The organism is Sphingobium vermicomposti, assembly GCF_011762025.1.
Classification (GTDB): Bacteria; Pseudomonadota; Alphaproteobacteria; order Sphingomonadales; family Sphingomonadaceae; genus Sphingobium; species Sphingobium vermicomposti.
Genome location: NZ_JAASQR010000001.1, coordinates 225413 through 243118 on the forward strand (window position 1 = coordinate 225413; position 17706 = coordinate 243118).

The 17706-nt window shown below is 58.8% G+C and carries 14 protein-coding genes, 1 tRNA gene and 2 pseudogenes; 7 read left to right on the top strand and 10 right to left on the bottom strand.

Features of this window, described 5'->3' with window-relative positions:
• Positions 1–12: 12 nt before the first annotated feature.
• The 5 genes and pseudogenes from FHS54_RS01210 to FHS54_RS01230 form a co-directional block, all read right to left on the bottom strand.
• Positions 13–778, bottom strand: a pseudogene (locus FHS54_RS01210) (integrase core domain-containing protein).
• Positions 779–935: 157 nt separating this feature from the next.
• The gene (locus tag FHS54_RS01215) at positions 936–2063 is read right to left on the bottom strand and encodes a glycosyltransferase (protein ID WP_167301964.1); all 1128 of its coding nucleotides are present in this window, start codon (positions 2061–2063) and stop codon (positions 936–938) included.
• Positions 2064–2137: 74 nt separating this feature from the next.
• A complete protein-coding gene (locus FHS54_RS01220; RefSeq protein ID WP_167301965.1) occupies positions 2138–3601 on the bottom strand; it encodes a glycosyltransferase family protein in 1464 nt (487 codons plus the stop codon).
• Positions 3598–5148, bottom strand: a complete 1551-nt coding sequence (locus tag FHS54_RS01225; RefSeq protein ID WP_167301966.1) for a hypothetical protein — start codon at positions 5146–5148, stop codon at positions 3598–3600. The genes FHS54_RS01220 and FHS54_RS01225 overlap by 4 nt, the downstream gene beginning before the upstream one ends.
• Positions 5149–5285: 137 nt before the next feature.
• Positions 5286–6412, bottom strand: a pseudogene (locus FHS54_RS01230) (IS3 family transposase).
• Positions 6413–7019: 607 nt separating this feature from the next.
• On the opposite strand from FHS54_RS01230, the gene FHS54_RS01235 reads away from it, so the two are divergent.
• From FHS54_RS01235 to FHS54_RS01260, 6 genes are all read left to right on the top strand, one after another.
• Positions 7020–7093 (top strand) — tRNA-Gly (locus FHS54_RS01235).
• A 105-nt stretch (positions 7094–7198) separates the two neighbouring features.
• A complete protein-coding gene (locus tag FHS54_RS01240; RefSeq protein WP_167301967.1) occupies positions 7199–8098 on the top strand; it encodes a UTP--glucose-1-phosphate uridylyltransferase in 900 nt (299 codons plus the stop codon).
• A gap of 180 nt (positions 8099–8278) precedes the next feature.
• Positions 8279–8647, top strand: a complete 369-nt coding sequence (gene tnpA / locus FHS54_RS01245; RefSeq protein ID WP_167301968.1) for an IS66-like element accessory protein TnpA — start codon at positions 8279–8281, stop codon at positions 8645–8647.
• 17 nt (positions 8648–8664) lie between these two features.
• On the top strand, positions 8665–8985 hold the full coding sequence (gene tnpB / locus FHS54_RS16505) for an IS66 family insertion sequence element accessory protein TnpB (protein WP_341785936.1): 321 nt from the start codon (positions 8665–8667) through the stop codon (positions 8983–8985).
• 59 nt (positions 8986–9044) lie between these two features.
• Entirely contained in the window at positions 9045–10697 is a 1653-nt protein-coding gene (gene tnpC, locus FHS54_RS01255; RefSeq protein ID WP_167301969.1) for an IS66 family transposase, read from the top strand.
• Positions 10694–11059 carry a DUF3024 domain-containing protein gene (locus tag FHS54_RS01260; protein WP_167301970.1) on the top strand — a complete coding sequence of 122 codons (366 nt, stop codon included), beginning with the start codon at positions 10694–10696 and terminating at the stop codon, positions 11057–11059. The genes tnpC and FHS54_RS01260 overlap by 4 nt, the downstream gene beginning before the upstream one ends.
• 156 nt (positions 11060–11215) lie before the next feature.
• Here FHS54_RS01260 and FHS54_RS01265 read toward each other — a convergent pair whose 3' ends face one another.
• The 4 genes from FHS54_RS01265 to FHS54_RS01280 all read right to left on the bottom strand — a co-directional run bounded on the left by FHS54_RS01265 (position 11216) and on the right by FHS54_RS01280 (position 15370).
• Positions 11216–11428 carry a hypothetical protein gene (locus FHS54_RS01265; protein WP_167301971.1) on the bottom strand — a complete coding sequence of 71 codons (213 nt, stop codon included), beginning with the start codon at positions 11426–11428 and terminating at the stop codon, positions 11216–11218.
• A gap of 424 nt (positions 11429–11852) precedes the next feature.
• Positions 11853–13451 (bottom strand): FMN-binding glutamate synthase family protein, encoded by a 1599-nt coding sequence (locus FHS54_RS01270; RefSeq protein WP_208404714.1) that lies wholly within the window; start codon positions 13449–13451, stop codon positions 11853–11855.
• A gap of 74 nt (positions 13452–13525) precedes the next feature.
• Positions 13526–14472, bottom strand: a protein-coding gene (locus FHS54_RS01275) for an IS630 family transposase (RefSeq protein ID WP_167301973.1) whose coding sequence is annotated in 2 segments (ribosomal slippage) — positions 13526–14136 and positions 14136–14472 — 948 coding nt in all. Because the reading frame shifts where the segments join, the coding sequence is not laid out codon by codon here.
• 418 nt (positions 14473–14890) lie between these two features.
• Positions 14891–15370 carry a PRC-barrel domain containing protein gene (locus tag FHS54_RS01280; RefSeq protein ID WP_167301974.1) on the bottom strand — a complete coding sequence of 160 codons (480 nt, stop codon included), beginning with the start codon at positions 15368–15370 and terminating at the stop codon, positions 14891–14893.
• A 134-nt stretch (positions 15371–15504) separates the two neighbouring features.
• Here FHS54_RS01280 and FHS54_RS01285 point away from each other — a divergent pair, with 134 nt between their 5' ends.
• The gene (locus FHS54_RS01285; RefSeq protein WP_167301975.1) at positions 15505–16776 is read left to right on the top strand and encodes an O-acetylhomoserine aminocarboxypropyltransferase/cysteine synthase family protein; all 1272 of its coding nucleotides are present in this window, start codon (positions 15505–15507) and stop codon (positions 16774–16776) included.
• Between the two features lie 40 nt (positions 16777–16816).
• Here the strand turns inward: FHS54_RS01285 and FHS54_RS01290 are convergent, their stop codons facing one another.
• On the bottom strand, positions 16817–17380 hold the full coding sequence (locus FHS54_RS01290; protein ID WP_167301976.1) for a hypothetical protein: 564 nt from the start codon (positions 17378–17380) through the stop codon (positions 16817–16819).
• Positions 17381–17706: the final 326 nt, after the last annotated feature.

The following is a 17706-nucleotide window of genomic DNA, read 5'->3' on the forward strand; positions in this document are numbered from 1 at the left end:
AGCCCGGCTCCTTCATGATGGTTGGTTGAGGTGATGGCAACCTGTCTGGGGGCGTGCCCCAGACAGGTTCCCCGGCCTTCTCGGCGGGGGTTGGTGCGGCCTGACGTGGTTGTAGTCGTGCCGCCAGGCATCGAGCACGAACCGGGGGTGCGGCAGCGACGTGAACAGCGTCTCGTTGAGGCATTCGTCGCGCAAGCGCCCGTTGAAGCCCTCGACAAAGCCGTTCTGCATCGGCTTGCCCGGGGCGATGCAATGCCACTCGACGCGCCGCTCCTGCGACCAGCACAGGATGGCCGACGAGGCCACATTGTCGCTGACTACTGTATGCGGCTTGCCGCGCACGCCGATCAGCCGCGTCAGCTCCCGCGCGAACCGCACACCCGATAGCGACGTGTCCGCCGCCAGCCTCAACCATGCGCGCGTGTAGTCGTCGACCACGCACAGGATGCGGAACCGCCGGCAGCGGACCATCGTCCGGCCGCGATGATCGATACCGGATCACCCGCCAGATCACGCTGACCAAGGTTGCACGCCCGGCGCTCGCTCCCGTGGTGTTCACGAGCATGAACGACGGCTTCCCGCTTAGCGCCGGGCGTTACCATTTTTTTGATACCAGATCCTTCAGCTTCGCGTTCTCGTCCTCGAGCGCGCGCAGTCGCCGTGCCTCGGACGCCTCCAGGCTGCCATACTTCGATTTCCACTTGTAGAACGTCGCCGAGTTGATCCCGTGGCGGCGGCACACGTCCGCCGTCGGCCGGCCCACCTCCTGCTCCTTCATGATCTGCTCCGCTTCATATCCGTCCGACTCCTTCGCGTCGGACTCTACTCAAAATCGGACATCCTGGGCATCGGTCAATACGAAACGCTCCATCCAAAATATGAATCACATCTTGGGACAAATGGGAATCCTAAATCCCCACAACCCCTAGAGCGCACTATGTTCTAGACTTACGCCAAGTGAATAAGCTGCCCATCACATAGTTCCATATTGATCCCACCGCTGCTCCAGCCAATCCCGCGAACCACCAGCCATAATTGGATCCAAACAGCATTTTGCCTACCCCGACGTTGGCGATCGCCCCTAAGCCGCAAATCGCATAGAAACTGAGGAGTCCCGTCAGCATTCGCCATCCTGTCAGTCGCTGATCGCGATAAGTGAAGCTGTTGTTTAATAGGAAGTTGAATGTCATAGCGGATAATACTGCTATTGTTTGAGCGGTACCGAATGCGAATCGTGATATGAGAGTGAACAATACCATCATATGCACTCCCAATCCAAGGGCACCTACACAACTAAACTTTATAAATTTGATCGGCACTAAATGACCAATCTTCTTCTCTATAAGCATCTCTAAATATTGCACAACAACTATACTATCGAGCTTACTCTCACCATTCTGACGGACACGAAAGGTATAAGGAAATTCTGCAACTTTTAAGGGCCGTGATGCGGAAGCCATAATGTCGAGCAAGATTTTATAGCCGATCCCCGACAAGCGGGGCGCCAATTCCGCTAACGTGTCGCGCTTGACGGCAAAGAAACCACTCATCGGATCACTCAGCGGTGTTCGGGCAATCATTTCAGCCAACTTTGTTGCGAATGCGCTGATCCGCGCGCGCCGTTGATCCCATTTGCCGATCGAGCCTTCGCCCGAGTAACGGGTTCCTACGGCTACGTCCTTCCGATCCTCTGCGATGGCTCGATAGAGTTTTGGCAACAGCGTCTCGTCGTGCTGCAGATCGCCATCAATCACGGCGACAACCGGAGCTGTAGACGCCATCATACCTTCGATCACAGCAGACGACAGCCCGCGTCGGTTGAACCGCCGGATGAGACGAACGCGCCGATCAATGGCGGCTAGCTGACTGACGAGTTCCGGGGTGCCGTCACTAGAACCATCGTCGACAAACATGATCTCCCATTCGATTGTACCTAATGCGTTGGCAACGCGGTCGATCAGTTCAGTGATATTGGGGCGTTCATTGAGTACCGGCACGACGACGCACAATTCGAGCGGACGCAAGGCAATGCTGATGTCGGGTCGTTGTAAAGCGTGCTGCATGAAATCCCCCCGGATGTCGCTGCCTCACCGATATACCGCATCGGTTAATGAAAAGAAAAGCAAAGGTCGCGAACTCATTGGTCGTGTCTCAAGAGAACATTCTGAACCGCCCAATTCTTCGCTGCGCGCGGCTCGCATCCGCCGAGTCGGACGTACAGGCAGAGACGAGCGTCTGCCATGTTCTCTCCTGCTTCCGAACCGGCGCACTCCGAGCGACGAAAACCGAGGCCATTTGGTATCGCGCCTTGAGGAGCAATAACCGCGTTAAACGCGCCCGCTGCATTTCTGAAATCGCGCAGGCTCATACGATCATTATCACTCCAGCCGGTAAGATAAGTAGGAACGTCGCGATGGAGATAACTGTATCCACCAGTCTGCCAGAAATTGATTCGATGCAGTGCGAGCCCACAACTTCTGGGAGAGGCGCCATATCTCCTGGCAAGTTCCATGCCCGATCCAAAGGCTGTCCAGCGCGACAACATCGGTTCGGCCAAAGCCAAGCTGACTGAACTACCAAGGAAAGAAAGAAGAAGCGCGAGCTTAACGAGTTTTCGGTCGACTGCGTATCGCGCAGCCAACTCCGCGGTGCCCATAGCAGCTAGAATGACAAGGATGGTAACACTCAAAAATATGAATCGGTATTCCTTGTGCCCTATAGCCATGTGAATTAAGATATTGATGAGAGCAGTATAAAAGATCGCCCTATTTTTCTCGATGGCCGGAAGCATCAATAAAAATATTGGTACTGCAGCCCATCTCCAATATTGCCAAATCATACTGAAATAAGCTGCTGGAGGATCAACGCCGTAGTTATCTGATCGATTAAAGACTAGATTTTGCTGAATGTTCTCTATGATCCAACTAAAGGGCACCTCCCCCATCGTTAAATCCACTCCCATTGAGAGGATCAGGGCGGTCAGGCCACCGGCGGCGATAGGCATCCAGCAGCGCCGGACGTACCCGACGCTGCTTATTAGAAGCAAAAGTGCGATTGCGGGAGCATACTGAAAGCGCAATATGAACGCTAATCCGAGAAGAAATCCAGCCAACAGCCATTGCCGGCGCGACACATCCCTATCCGTCAGGAGAACGGCAGCTGGCAAAATGCACCCGGTTGCCAAGACCTCAGTTAACAGATGGACGGAGAAGAATATCTGCTCAAACCAAATTGCGGCTACAAATCCCGCGATCAGCCCTTGAAGAGGACCCATGCGTCGGCCGAAAGCCCACGCTGCCCATGTGATGGACAAGCCCGATGCTATGGGGAGAAGCGCGGGCAACTTCGCGTACAAGATCGTCGATGGAGCAAGAAAATAACCCAGCGCCATCAGCGGCGAGGCGAGTAAAGGAATTAGCCAGCTTCGCATCCCATATCTGTATTCCCAAGGCACTGTTCCGTACTCAAATATTAGACGATGAGACTGTTCAAGGTACTGAAATATCTCATCCGGATGATGCATTGAAAAAGGCAGGAGTGCCGCGACGCGGACCGAAAAAGCCAGAAGCAGCAAAAGCCAAATCTGCGTGCGGCTGGTCATTTCAGGTCGCTCCTGGCATATATGATTTGCTGCCTACCCGAAAATACGTCCGGCACGCGAGCGATCTCGTGATAATGTCTTCTGATGGTTCTTTCGACCAAGCCAGCAGTGGTTCGATTGCGGGGATGATCCAATTCCTTGTCCGCAAGCAGAATAGCTGCCGGAAGCGTCCGCAGCAGCTTTCTCATCTGTGAAGGTGCATTGACCGCTGCATTTTCGCCAGCATTGTTCAGATGCTCAGGAAATATATATGGTGTAGGCAGACATGAAGAAGTGAGCAGGTAAAGAACGGTTGGACCGTCGTTTACATAGATACAACCATGCGCGGCGTAAGGGCGCAGAGCCGCTACCATCGCCTCTACACGGTGCCGACGCTCGGTCGTTGTGCCCAAAATAGCAAGTCCGAACAAGACTACGTACCACACGCTGCCAGACACAAGGCCGACAGCCGCACCTCCTCGCTTGAATAGAGTGCCACTGAGGATGCTCAACGGCATGAGCGCCGGCAATGCATAGTGCGGATAATTGTTGCCCACTGAGAAAAATCCGACGGCCGCGGCTATCGTCCAGGATATGAGGTAAATGTTTTTGCTGTGAAACGGTCGATACGCTAGCGGAACGGCGGCGATCAAGCCCATGAGTAGCAATGGCAGGATCAAATATGTCGTACCGACCAGAAATTGTAGTCTCTGACCACTTTGCGGCAAAACTACCCTAGTGAGCGAAAGGAAGTTGGCATCAAAAAATTGTGCGAAATAACCGATTGATGCATAGAACAGGCCGACGGCCACCGTCGGCACTAGCGCGATAGAAATTAAGATGAGCCCATGTCGGGTAACAGCAGCTGCTGAAGCACTCTCACGCCACTCTCTCCACAAAAGCCATAGCCCGAAAGTCACTCCTTCGAAGACAACAGTATACTTAATCTGTATGGCAATGCCGCAAAGCGCCATTGCCATATAGGAACGGACGCGTATCCACCTCCTGCAGGAAGAATCCAGCGTTTGGATAACAAGTGATGCGGAGCCACCCATTAAAATATTATAGAAAACAGGAGCTTGGCCGCCCACCCCTCCAAGAAGAGGTAAAAAGAGCAAATACAAAACACCACTTAAGGTTGCGCAGATACTATCGCAGAAGTGCAGACACATTCGCCGGACGATTAATGCCGTCAGGAAAGCACATATCAAGGCCCCAAGTTGATAAGCGACCACCCCATTGGGGCTAAGCGGGCGCAGCAAAGCGTAAATCAGAAACAGTCCGATAGGTTTGCGATCCCATATATCAACATAGGGTAGAGCCCCTTGCCAAATACGATCGGCGACGAGCAGATAGAATTCTTCATCCATATGGACCGCCGGATCACCGACGCATGCTGCACGGGTGACCACAGCCACTATGAAAAGGATAGCTGCAGAAGGCAGCCATCCTTCCAACAAGAAATTCTTCCCCTTGGTCTTAGAAACGTGACCTGTGCAATGCCCCAGCCTTACCGCCAATCCTCGTTTGGCATCAGAATGCTTTTCAATAATTTCTCGGTCACCCATTGCTTTGCATTACTTTATGATTGCAAGTTACAAAAGGACGCTTTCCCCGAATGCGAAAATTTCAGGAAAAGCGAGCCCAACAGGTAGCATCCGGGCGGTCTGGACTTGTAACGGTTTTGTGCCGGTCACCTATCTCATCATGCCACCTTGGCTTCGAAGGCGAGCGGGCTGATGCCACCCAGATATGAATGGCGGCGACGGATATTGTAGAACCCGTTGATGTACTGGAAGATGGCGGCTTCAGCCTGTCGTCGCGTCGCCCATCTCTGACGCCAGATCAGTTCCCCCTTCAGCGATTTGAAGAACGTCTCGACGGACGCATTGTCGTAGCAATTTCCTTTGCCGCTCATCGATGGACGCAAGCCATAGGCCTGCAACTTCTGATAATCGTAAGATCAATATTGGCTGCCGCGATCAGAATGGAAAAGGCAGCCCTCTGGGGGCTGGCGCAGGCGCGCCGCCATATCCAGCGCCCTGATCGCCAGATCCTTCTTCATCCTGTCGCTGACCGCCCAGCCAACGACGCGGCGACTATGCAGGTAGAAGATGACAGCAAGGTAGAGCCAGCCTTCTGACGTCCAGACATAGGTGATATCTCCAGCCCATTTGCGGTTGGGTGCATCGGCCACGAAATCGCCATCGAGCCAGTTCGCCGCAACACCCAGGCGATGATGGCTGTCCGTCGTGACCTTGTGCCTGCGCGTGCGGACAGGCTTGATCCCGTTGATCTTCATCAACCGACCAACCCGGCGCTCGCCTACGTCGAGACCGGCTTCCTTGAGTTCCATCGTCATCCTGGAACGACCATAGCTGCCAAGGCTCAGGCGGTACTGCTCCCGGATGTGGGCCAATACCTTCATGTCCGTGCGATCCTGGCGACTGATCGGCCGCGAGCGCCACGAACGATAGCCGCGCTCAGTGACAAGCATGACGCGGCAGAGCAGATCAACAGGCCAACAGTGCCGCCAGCTATGCACGAACGCGAACCTCACGGCTTTTGGCTCGCGAAGAGCTGCGTGGCCTTTTTTAGCACTTCCCTCTCCTCCTCCCGCAGCACACGGTTCTCAAGGCGAAGGCGCTCATTCTCACGTGCCAGATCTGCCTGCGGCGCTGAACCCAAATCACTGTGCCGATACTGCGACACCCACTTGCCCAGCGTCGACTTCCCTATCCCCAAATCCGATGCGACCCGGTCCCGGGGTAACCCGCTGGTCAGCGCGATCCGCACCGCCTCCTGCTTGAACTCTTCGGTATGCTTGATCATCTTGTCGGTCTCCTGTTGCGAGCTCTAAACGCTCAGGTGACCGGCGCAAAACCGTTACAAGTCCAGCCTTCCTAGGCGGCGCGCTGGGACTGCGTGGCTCGGCTGATGCGCGGACCAGCCCCTAGCTCTCCGCTGGAGTGCTGCTTCAACTGAACGGCTGGCGCGCCTTCGCTACCGCCGCCTGCGCGGGCGTGGCTGACGGTCCGACCGTTGCAGGCGAAGCGGCAGTGAGACTCTCACTCTGGTCGGTGCAGGTGAGCCCAAAGATATCGCTAGCTGCGGCACTCTTCTTCGGCACTAACAACGAGCTTGGTACCGGGAACAGCGCCCAGAACTGGACCGTAGGCTCCAGATTCACCTCTGAAGCCCATAATGGGATGGCTACAAACTATTTCTTGTGTCAAGGACAATCAACATGCTCGCCATCCACCCGATAGCACAGCCGGAGGTCGTCAACGATTTCGTCGGATGTTAGGGTGTGCTATGGAGCATGGCTGGCATGCATTAAGCGGTTTCCCTGCGTAATTTCCAGACCTGAGCGCATGGGGAAAACTCCGTTTTGTGTTGACGGATGCCTCGTTATAATGGCAGGGCGCTGTGCCTGCGGGCGGGTATAGCTCAATGGTAGAGCACTAGCCTTCCAAGCTTGTGATGCGGGTTCGATCCCCGCTACCCGCTCCAGCCCCAAACCCCCGAATATCTGCTCAAGCTCAATTTAGCCGCTATGCTTGACTTTGAAGCGCGGGCAGCGAAGTCCGCCCGTCTACTTAGCGAGAATGGAGCGCCATGCCTTACAAGCCAATACGCAAAGCTGTCTTTCCGGTCGCGGGACTGGGAACGCGGTTCCTACCGGCCACTAAATCGGTGCCGAAGGAACTCTTGCCGGTGGTCGATCGCCCGTTGATCCAATATGCGGTGGACGAAGCCCGCGAGGCGGGGATCGAGCAGATGATCTTCGTCACCGGACGCGGTAAGGGCGCGATCGAGGATTATTTCGACATGGCTTTCGAAGCCGAAGCGACCCAGCGTGAACGCGGCAAGGACCTATCGGCGCTGGAAGGTACGCGGCTCGCTCCCGGCAATGCGGTGTTCCTGCGCCAGCAGGAGCCTCTTGGCCTGGGCCACGCCATCTGGTGCGCACGCGACATTGTCGGTGACGAACCCTTCGCGATCTTGCTGCCCGACGAATTCATGAAGGGCGCGTTGGGCCGGGGCTGCCTCAAGCAGATGGTCGACGCCTATCATCAGGTCGGCGGCAACCTCGTCTGCGCGCTTGAAGTGCCGATAGCTGAGACGCCCAGCTACGGCGTCATTGATCCGGGCGCGCGCAACGGCGCGCTCACCGAAGTGAAGGGTCTCGTCGAAAAGCCCGCACCCGGCACCGCACCCTCCAACCTCATTCTGCCCGGTCGTTACATCCTGCAGCCTGACGTCATGAAGGTCCTTGAGACGCAGGAAAAGGGTGCGGGTGGCGAAGTCCAGCTGACGGACGCGATGGCGTCCATGATTGGGGAGCAGCCCTTCCACGGCGTCACCTTCGACGGTCGCCGTTTCGATTGCGGCTCGAAAGCCGGTTATATCGAGGCTAACCTGGCTCTGGCACTGGGCCGCGAGGACCTGGGCGAGCATATCCGCCAGTTCGCGATAGCGGAATTGGCAGCGATGCAAATCATGGCGGCTGCGTGAGATTTCCATAAAGAGGAGGCGGTCCTGTAGCGATGCGGGAAAAGAGTCCAGTATGTCCCGATGCAAAGAGCCTGCGCTTCCGGATGAGCTAGTCGGTATCCCTCCGGCGGGTCCCGCCTTGTCCGGTCGGTGAGCGAGCGGTCTTAAGCGTGCACTTGAGAGTGCGCTTAGGAGCGGTCGATGGGGCAGATCACGGTGTTCGCGGGGCCAGAACGGCGCCGACGGTGGAGCGATGAAGAACGGCTGCGGATTCTGACGGAGGCGTTTTCACCGGGTGCCTGCGTGGCGGAGGTCTGCCGGCGGCACGATATCTCGACGGCGCTGATCTACACCTGGCGGCGCAAGTTCCGCCAAGCACCCGTCGAACCGGCGCCGCAGGGTCTGTCAGAGCCGCGGTTTGCCGAGGCCGTGGTTGCCGAGGACGCGAGGTCGGGCGGTTCTGGCACCTGTCCTGCGATGATCATCGATCTGGCGCGCGGCAAGCGGGTGAGCATCTTCGCGTCGGCATTGCCGTTGCAGGTGGCCGCGGCATTGAAGGCACTGCGGTGATCCCTGCGGGCGCGCGGGTGTGGATCGCGATGGGTCATACCGATATGAGGAAGGGCATGCAGGGCCTGGCGCTGATGGTCCAGCAGGGGCTGAAGCGCGATCCGCACGGCGGTGACCTGTTCGTGTTCCGAGGCCGCGCTGGCTCACTGGTGAAGATCATCTGGCACGACGGGATCGGCATGTCGCTTTATGCTAAGCGGCTCGAGAAGGGCCGGTTCGTGTGGCCCTCTGCCAAGGAAGGGGCGGTCTCTCTGACGAGCTCCCAACTGGCCTGCCTGCTCGACGGGATCGACTGGCGTAACCCGCAGTATTCCTGGCGTCCGGCCAGCGCCGGATAATCGCAGTCGGAGTCCATTTTGATCTTGCGGCGCCAGGTGGATGCTGATTCACTCGATCCATGGAAGCCGCCGTTTCGCCCTTCCCGGACGACGTTGAAGCGCTCAAGGCGCTGCTGGCTTGCGCGCTCCACAAGGCCGATGAGGCCGAGGCCCAGCTCGCCAACGCCCGCGCCCGGGAGAGCGCAACCGAGGCGGTGATCGCGCACCTCAAGCTGCAGATCGCCAAGCTCAAGCGCGAGCAGTACGGCGCCAGCGCCGAACGCACCCGGCGGCTCCTCGAGCAGATGGAGCTTCAGCTGGAAGACCTCGAAGGTGATGCAGCCGAAGACGACCTGCTTGCCGAAGCCGCCACGACGAAGATAGCGACCGTCACTGCGTTCGAGCGCAAGCGGCCGGCGAGGAAGCCGTTTCCCGAGCACCTGCCGCGGACACGCGTCGTCGTGCCCGCGCCATGTTCATGCCCCGCCTGTGGCGGCAGCCGCCTGTCGAAGCTCGGCGAGGATGTGACCGAGACGCTCGAGGTGATCCCCCGGGCCTGGAAGGTCATTCAGACCGTACGCGAGAAGTTCTCCTGCCGGGACTGCGAGGCTATCACCCAGCCGCCGGCGCCGTTCCATGTCGTCCCGCGCGGCTGGGCGGGGCCGAGCTTCCTCGCCATGCTGCTGTTCGAGAAGTTCGGCCAGCATCAACCGCTGAACCGCCAGGCCGAGCGCTACGCCCGCGAAGGCGTGCCGCTGAGCACCTCGACACTCGCCGACCAGGTCGGCGCGGCGGCATTCGCGCTGATGCCGCTCTATCGGCGCCTCGAGACCCATGTGCTGGCGGCCGAGCGATTGCATGGCGACGACACCACCGTGCCGGTGCTCGCCAAGGGCAAGACCGATACCGGCCGATTGTGGGTCTATGCTCGTGACGACCGGCCCTTTGCCGGACCCGCGCCGCCGGCCGCCCTGTTCCACTACTCGCGCGACCGGCGCGGCGAGCATCCGCGGGCGCATCTCGCTTCCTGGTTCGGCATTCTCCAAGCCGATGCCTATGGCGGCTATGGCGAGCTCTATGCTGCGAGCCGCAAGCCGGGGCCGGTTCTGGAAGCCGGCTGCTTCGCTCACGCCCGGCGCAAGTTCTTCGAGCTCGCCAACGTCGAGGGCGCCGCGCGCAAGAAGAGCCGGGGTGAACGCACCGGGCTGATCTATCCGATCGCGCTCGAAGCGGTGCAGCGGCTCGACAAGCTTTTCGACATCGAGCGCGGGATCAACGGACTGCCTGCCGAGGAGCGCCTCGTGTGCCGGAAGGAACGCAGCGCGCCGCTGATGAGCGAGCTCCATGCCTGGCTGACCGAGCAGCTCAGAAAGCTCTCGCGCAACCACGACCTCGCCAAGGCCATCAACTACATGCTGCGCCGCTGGGACGCGTTCACCCGCTTCCTCGGTGATGGCAGGATCTGTATCACCAACAACGCCGCCGAGCGCGCGCTGCGCGGCATCGCCCTCGGCCGCAAGTCATGGCTGTTCTGCGGCTCGGATCGCGGCGGCCAGCGCGCAGCTGTCATGTACAGCCTGATCGGCACCGCCAAGCTCAACGACGTCGATCCACAGGCGTGGCTCGCGGACGTCCTCGCCCGCATCGCCGATCACCCAGCCAGTCGTCTCGACGAGTTGCTGCCGTGGAACTGGCGCGGCTGCCGCCCGACGGTGCCGGTCGCGGCTCAATGAGCGGGCTCGAAGCGCCTGAGAAGGCGCACATCACCACCACCTGTGAACGGTTCATCACCAACGTGCTGAAGCCGCGGTTCTTGCCGGTCCTGCGCCCCACCGAATTCAACTACCCGGTCGATATCCAAGGCAAGTGGCACGGAACCCGCTACCGCTTTCTTCAGCGGTACCGCTCTGGCTTCGCCGATAACCGCGGGGAAGAGTTCGACGCGCCGTTCGTCCGCCTGGACTGGATCGCTCCGGATCGCTTTAACATCCAATGGCATCGCCATACCGGCGCCTGGTTCTGCATCCACCGCGGCAAGACCCTCGCTCAAGCCTTGAAGCTGATCGAGACAGACGGAATCCTCCACCCAAACTAAACGGACGTCGCCGCGGCCTTCGCCGGATGCTTACTTTCATTTGAATTGGTTTTCCGTTGATGCGCGCGGACAAAGCAGTCCGCAGGCGCGCGTCGCCGATCGGCGACGTCGCGAAGGGCAATTTAGCTGACGGCCGCGTCATGGCGGCCCACGCCCTCAGGACGGAGGGGATCCCGCGCGGTTGGCACGCCGCACCAATCTCGATGTGATGGTCCGAACTGCGCCCGCGAGGGCGCGGGCGCGCGGGAAAATCCTGCCTTCCAATGCGCGATATTGCGGATTGGAATAAACGAAGCGAAAGCCGCCGGGCACGCGCATGGCTACGCCGACTGCTGCATGGTCGGCTTCAACGACGAAATGCTGAGACATAGACGCCTCCATAACGCCGCATCAGCGATCAAGACGATGATCGACAGAAGCGAAAATGATGGAAGACTGCAGGTGGGTGGCAAATGCAGTCTGGTCGAACATACCCTAAACGGACCGCGAAAACGCGAACTGCTTAGGGGCAGAGGCGTGAGGTGCTGCTGCCCGGATGAATCTCTGCGCGGATGACCAAAAGTGACATAACGCTCGCAGCATGGCCTTGTCCCGTTGGAAAGTCAAATATGCCTCGGTCATCAAAAAGCAGGACGGTAGATGAAGCCTGCATGGGCAGCGCCGAGCTACAGTCTACCTAAAACACATGACAGTTCTTCTTTGCACCTAGGTTACACAGTCAAAGCATGGATTTTCGGGCGCTAATACATGTAATGCATTCGATGTAACATTGAATGGTCGCAGGGAGAACATATCACTGTCCAATTTCAAAGCTGTCGGGCCGCGCGAGGCGCCAGGCTGCGCCATAGAAGTCATCACGCGGACGTGTTCCGAGCAGGTCACCCTCCTCGAGATAGGTATGAAGCTGTGAAAACAGTCTAACCTCGGTGGGGCTGACGCGCCGCATGAGATGGTGGGGACTGATGAGACTGGGATGCTCGAGCCCTGCTGCCGCCACCATTTCTGCGAGTGCGGCCAGCGTGTTGCGATGGAAGTTAAAAACGCGCTCGGCCTTATCCGGAACGACCAGCGCTCGTTGACGCATAGGATCCTGGGTCGCGACGCCAACAGGACATCGATTGGTATGGCAGGTCAGCGACTGGATGCAGCCCAGCGCGAACATGAAGCCTCGGCCTGCATTGGTCCAGTCAGCGCCCAGCGCCAGTGTGGCAGCTATGTCGAAGGCAGTTACGATTTTGCCGGCCGCTCCGACCTTGATCTGGCTGCGAAGGCCCGCACCCACCAATGTGTTGTGAACGAACAACAGCCCTTCGCGCATGGGCATGCCCAGATGATCGATGAATTCGAGCGGTGCGGCACCCGTCCCCCCTTCGGCTCCGTCGACCACGATGAAATCCGGAAGAATGCCGGTTTCCCGCATGGCTTTAACCATGCCCATGAGCTCCCAGGGTTGGCCGACACAAAGCTTAAATCCGATCGGCTTACCCTCGGACAAGCGTCGCAAATCGCCGATGAATTGCATCATCTCTAGTGGCGAGGAAAAGGCGCGGTGGCGTGCGGGAGAAACACAATCCTCACCCGTTGGCACGCCGCGGGTCTTCGAGATTTCCGCCGTCACTTTCTCCGCCGGAAGAATGCCGCCATGCCCCGGCTTGGCGCCTTGGCTCAGCTTGATCTCGATCATCTTGACCTGCGGATTGCGCGCCTGTCGGGAGAATTGGGTCGGGTCGAAATGCCCATCGGCTGTACGGCTACCAAAATATCCGCTGCCGATTTCCCATATGAGATCGCCACCGAATTCGAGATGATAAGGGCTGATGCTGCCTTCGCCGGTATCGTGCGCAAAGCCTCCCATCGCCGCGCCTTTGTTGAGCGCCCGGATCGCGTTGGCGCTGAGCGAACCGAAACTCATCGCCGAGATATTGAACAGGCTGGACTTGTAGGGCTGGCGACAGGCCTGCCCCCCGATGTTAATCTTGAAAGTCGCCGGGTCCGCCGGCTTCGCCGGACGGGTGGAATGGGCGATGAATTCATGTCCATCTTGATATACGTCAAGCAAGGTGCCAAAGGCCCGTTCGCTGCCTTCATCCTTCGCACGGGCATAGATCAGCGAGCGCTGGATGCGGGAAAAGGGGACTTTCTCCTGATCGCCCTCGATCATGTATTGCCGGATCTCCGGGCGAATATCCTCGAAGAACCAGCGCAGGTGGCCGATGATGGGATAGTTTCGGCGCACTGAGTGTACGGGTTGGGCCAAATCGTAGAGTCCCAGGGCGGCGAGGGCTACGCTGACTGCGAAGAGTGGAATGGCCCAGACGGCGGGCAGGTAATTGCCCGCGACAATGGCTGATATGATGGCGATGCCAAGCGCCGTGAAACGTGTCAGAAACAAGGATCTCTCCTGGACGGCATCAGCGATGCTCATGCCCAAACAGCGAGGCGGACAGGAGCTAGAGCGGTTTCCGGTCATTCCGGTTCGTATCCGCATGAACTGAAGTAGTTGGCGCATTCGGCAGGTTTGAAGATATCGACCAGCCTGCCGATGAGGCCCCACAGGCCAGAGACGGTTCGCTCGCCGGCTTTGCGTAGCATGGCCTTGAGGCGGGCGAAGGCTTTCTCGATCGGGTTGAAGTCGGGGCTGTAGGGCGGGAGGAAGCGCAGGGTTGCGCCTGCGGCCTCGATGAGCGCCTGAACCGATGCGCGCTTGTGGCTCGACAGGTTGTCCATGATGACGATGTCGCCAGGCCGCAGTTCCGGCACGAGAACCTGGGTGACGTAGGCTTCGAACCAGTCGCCGTTGATCGGCCCGTCGAGCACCATGGGCGCGACCATGCCGGTCATGCGCAGGCCGGCGACCAGGGTGGTGGTCTTGCGGTGGCCGTGCGGGAAGCCCATCCGCAGCCGTTCGCCTTTCGGGCAGCGGCCGTGGCTGCGGGTCATGTTGGTGGCGGTCCATGTTTCGTCGATGAACACCAGGCGTTCCGGGTCCAGATCGAGCTGGTCGTTGAACCAATGCCGGCGTTGCCTCAGGACGTCGGGGCGGTCTTGCTCGATCGCGTGCCCGGTCTTTTTTTCCGCGTGATCGCGTGGCGCAGGAAGAAGCGATGCAACGTGCCGATCCCGACCGACACGCCCCGCTCGACGAGCCGTGCCTGGATCTCAACCAAGGTCATGTCGCCCTGCTCGGCAACCAACTCCCGGATGAAGCCGCCATGCGCCTCGATCCTGCCGGAATGCCGGTCTCCGCCGCGCGGCTTTGCGACGGCCTGGCCATGCTGAAGTGCAAGTTGCCGCCAGCGGATCGCGCTCGACGCGCTGACACCAAAGCGATCGGCCGCCGCGCGGCAACTCAACCCACCATCAATCGCCGCAATGACCCTGTCCCGAAGGTCCTGTGAAAGCGTTCGCGCCATCCATGCTGGCCTCCTCCAACCAGCAGAAAGCGTGAATCACATCAGCACTGGCAAGGAAACCCCCACCGATTCAGTTCGTGTGGAAACCGCTCTAGCGCTCCAGATGCGAAGCGCGCCCTGGCAAGACTATGCTCAGCCTTCAGCCAGGGCCAGCTATCGCGGAGTGCTGCTACCAGGATGGAGGAGGGAGGAGCGCTGGGCGGTCATGATGGGTAATGTGGCGCTTCGATGGCCAAAAACAAAGGCTCAAGGCATTCATCTGTGAGGTGGCGGTATCCCCGTCATGGCTGGATTGCTTTGCTCAGACGGCACGCCATCAGGAGCAAGCGCCCCCGTCGATCAGGCTAGGGGAGCGGTGAGCCGCAAAAATTTTTATCCGCACTTACCGCTCCTGCATGAACGACTTCGCTCGCTACAGCTATTTCGCGGCGTTCAAATCCACTGCAGGCAGCGCCGCCAGTTGCTGCTTCGTCATTTTGATTACGACGTCCGTGTCCGTGCCGCGCCGGACCGTCGTGAGGCCAGCGATCGGAACATGGACGAATTTATCGGGATGGCTGTCCTCGATCTCAATTAGAAGTCTATCGACCTTGCCATTCCCGTCTCGAGCCAGTGCCTGAACATCGCCCAGTTCTATATTGTTGGCATCGACGAGGTCAGCATCCAGAAGCTGTGCTTCGCTCAGTCCGAGTGCGACCGGTGCCGGGCCCGCTGCAGCAGCGCTGGCCTCTGCCGCGTGTTCGACGCGATCCTTAGCCTTGTCCTGAGCGTTGCCGCAGCCAGAAAGCAGAACGGCGGTTGCCCCAAACAGCGCGAGCTTTATGTGCATTGATCTGACCTCCGGCAATGAATGATGAATGGCAAACGGGTCATTTGACGCACAGTTCCAGATGATCACGCCGGCGCGCGCGCCAGCGCGCTGTCTGAATTGCTGAGTTTCAGAGGGCTTCCGATCTGGAAGACCTGAAATTTTCGGTGGGAAGGTTGACCCGGTCGCGACGCATCGGTTGATTGACCCTGAAGGAGCCCGACATGAAGCTGGAATCGGTAGCGCTGCACCATGGGTATGACACAGATCCGACGACCCGGTCAGCGGCAGTCCCCATCTATCAGACCACCTCCTACACGTTCGATGATACCCAGCATGGCGCCGACCTTTTCGACCTCAAGGTGCAGGGTAAGATCTATACCCGCATCATGAACCCGACGACCGCCGTGCTTGAAGCGCGGCTTTCCGAGATGGAGGGCGGTATTGCAGGGCTTGGGCTGGCATCGGGGATGGCAGCCATAACCTATGCAATTCAGACGATTGCTGGCGCTGGCGACAACATCGTATCGATTTCCCAGCTATACGGCGGCACATATAATCTCTTCATGCACAGCTTCCCGCGGCAAGGAATTGAAGCGCGCCTGGTCGACGGCGAGGATTACGCCGCAATGGACGCCGCCATCGATAGCGGGACAAAGGCGGTATTTTTGGAGTCGATTGGCAACCCTGCCGGCAATATCGTTGACATGGAGCGGGTCTCCGAAATTGCCCATCGCCATGGTGTGCCGGTGATCGTCGATAATACCGTGGCAACCCCGTTCCTGTGCAGGCCTATTGAGTTCGGCGCGGACATCGTGATTCATTCAATGACCAAATATGTCGGCGGACATGGCACGACGATTGGCGGAATGATCATTGACAGTGGCCGCTTTGACTGGACGGCGGATCGCAAGCGTTTTGCGATCCTCAATGAACCGGATCCATCCTACCATGGGGTCGTGTACACCGAAGCGCTCGGCGCCGCCGCCTTCATTGGGCGAGCACGGGTGGCACCGCTGCGCAATACGGGCGCCGCGCTGGCGCCGCATAGTGCCTTCCTACTGCTCCAGGGCCTCGAAACGCTTGGTTTGCGAATGGAGAGGCACTGCGAAAATGCGGAGAAGGTCGCTCGTTATCTTCAGGACCATCCCAAGGTGTCATGGGTTAACTATGCCGGGCTGACCAGTAGCAAATATTATGCGCTGGCGCAGCGACTGACGCGGGGCAAAGGATCAGGCATTCTAAGTTTCGGGATAGAAGGTGGGCAACAGGCTGGCGGGGCGTTTATCGACCGGCTCAAGATGATCCTCAGGCTGGTGAATATTGGGGATGCGAAGTCACTCGCCTGCCATCCAGCGTCCACCACCCACCGGCAGCTAAGCGCGGCCGAATTGGCGAGAGCCGGTGTGAGCGAGGATCTGGTGCGGATTTCCGTCGGCATCGAGCATATTGATGACATTCTAGCGGACATCGATCAGGCGCTGGCCGCTGTTTAACCCCGGCGATTGAGGTGACGACCGGAGCTGCGCCGCCTATTTACCCAAAGTGGAGCTCCTGCTGGGCTTCGCTTGTTTGGATCCGTGTCGCGGCAGTCAGGCCGCGTGCGCGGCCGATCAGCGTGTAGACCGCGTGGCGCTGCCCGCCTCTGTTGCAGTGATCGATGCGGTAACCCTGATAGTGACGACGAAGCAGACCGGCTTTTACGAGCTCGGAGACGGCTCGACTGAGGTTGGATTTTCCGGCCGTGCGAATGCGCACCCGCATTTCCGCGGCCACCGCCTGCTGTGCTGCCTCGGCCTCGCGCGGGAGCGCGCCATTTTTGTCGAGGTCCTTGAGAACCCGTTCGGCCAGCGCCGCGTGGCGTGGTCCACGCTGCGCCATGGGCGTAAGCGCATCGCATAGCCAGTCGCGCAAAGACACAAGCTCATTGTCTCGCTTGATCCAAGGACCCGCGCTTCCATCGGCCCGCGCGACCTGCGCGATCAGGTTAAGCAACATGAAGGCATAGCGGGGGCGGCTCGAAACATGTGCCAATTGCTCGAGAACAGCTGCGATATCGCAGCTGCGCGACGGTTCGTAGGCCTTCGCTGACTGAAACATAACACGAGCGAATCAAGCACAAAGCAGGATCGATGTGAATCCGCTTTTCGCATCAAACTGCATTTTGTCACCTATGACACTCTGCCCCGGGGTAAAATGTCATAGCTGATCCACCAAACGTCAGCAGAGGGAATCCCTGAACCATCGATAGGCGCCAACGAACTCAGACCAGGGAGGCGCTTGACCTACGCCGGATATCTGACATCGCACATCCGTCATGAAAAATTATTCCTCCGTGCAAGCGCTACCGCCTAGAAAGAAGCCAATCATCGGCATCTGAGCCCTATTCGACGTTTAGTCGGCTAGGGCGTTTGCACGATTTACTG

Bases quoted from the DNA above. Each gene is read 5' to 3' on its own strand.
- FHS54_RS01220 (WP_167301965.1), bottom strand. From the start codon at position 3,601: ATGACCAGCCGCACGCAGATTTGGCTTTTGCTGCTTCTGGCTTTTTCG.
- FHS54_RS01260 (WP_167301970.1), top strand. From the start codon at position 10,694: ATGAGCGGGCTCGAAGCGCCTGAGAAGGCGCACATCACCACCACCTGT.
- FHS54_RS01215 (WP_167301964.1), bottom strand. From the start codon at position 2,063: ATGCAGCACGCTTTACAACGACCCGACATCAGCATTGCCTTGCGTCCG.
- FHS54_RS01290 (WP_167301976.1), bottom strand. From the start codon at position 17,380: ATGTTTCAGTCAGCGAAGGCCTACGAACCGTCGCGCAGCTGCGATATC.
- tnpC (WP_167301969.1), top strand. From the start codon at position 9,045: ATGGAAGCCGCCGTTTCGCCCTTCCCGGACGACGTTGAAGCGCTCAAG.
- FHS54_RS01240 (WP_167301967.1), top strand. From the start codon at position 7,199: ATGCCTTACAAGCCAATACGCAAAGCTGTCTTTCCGGTCGCGGGACTG.
- tnpA (WP_167301968.1), top strand. From the start codon at position 8,279: ATGGGGCAGATCACGGTGTTCGCGGGGCCAGAACGGCGCCGACGGTGG.
- FHS54_RS01225 (WP_167301966.1), bottom strand. From the start codon at position 5,148: ATGGGTGACCGAGAAATTATTGAAAAGCATTCTGATGCCAAACGAGGA.
- FHS54_RS01285 (WP_167301975.1), top strand. From the start codon at position 15,505: ATGAAGCTGGAATCGGTAGCGCTGCACCATGGGTATGACACAGATCCG.
- FHS54_RS01265 (WP_167301971.1), bottom strand. From the start codon at position 11,428: ATGTCTCAGCATTTCGTCGTTGAAGCCGACCATGCAGCAGTCGGCGTA.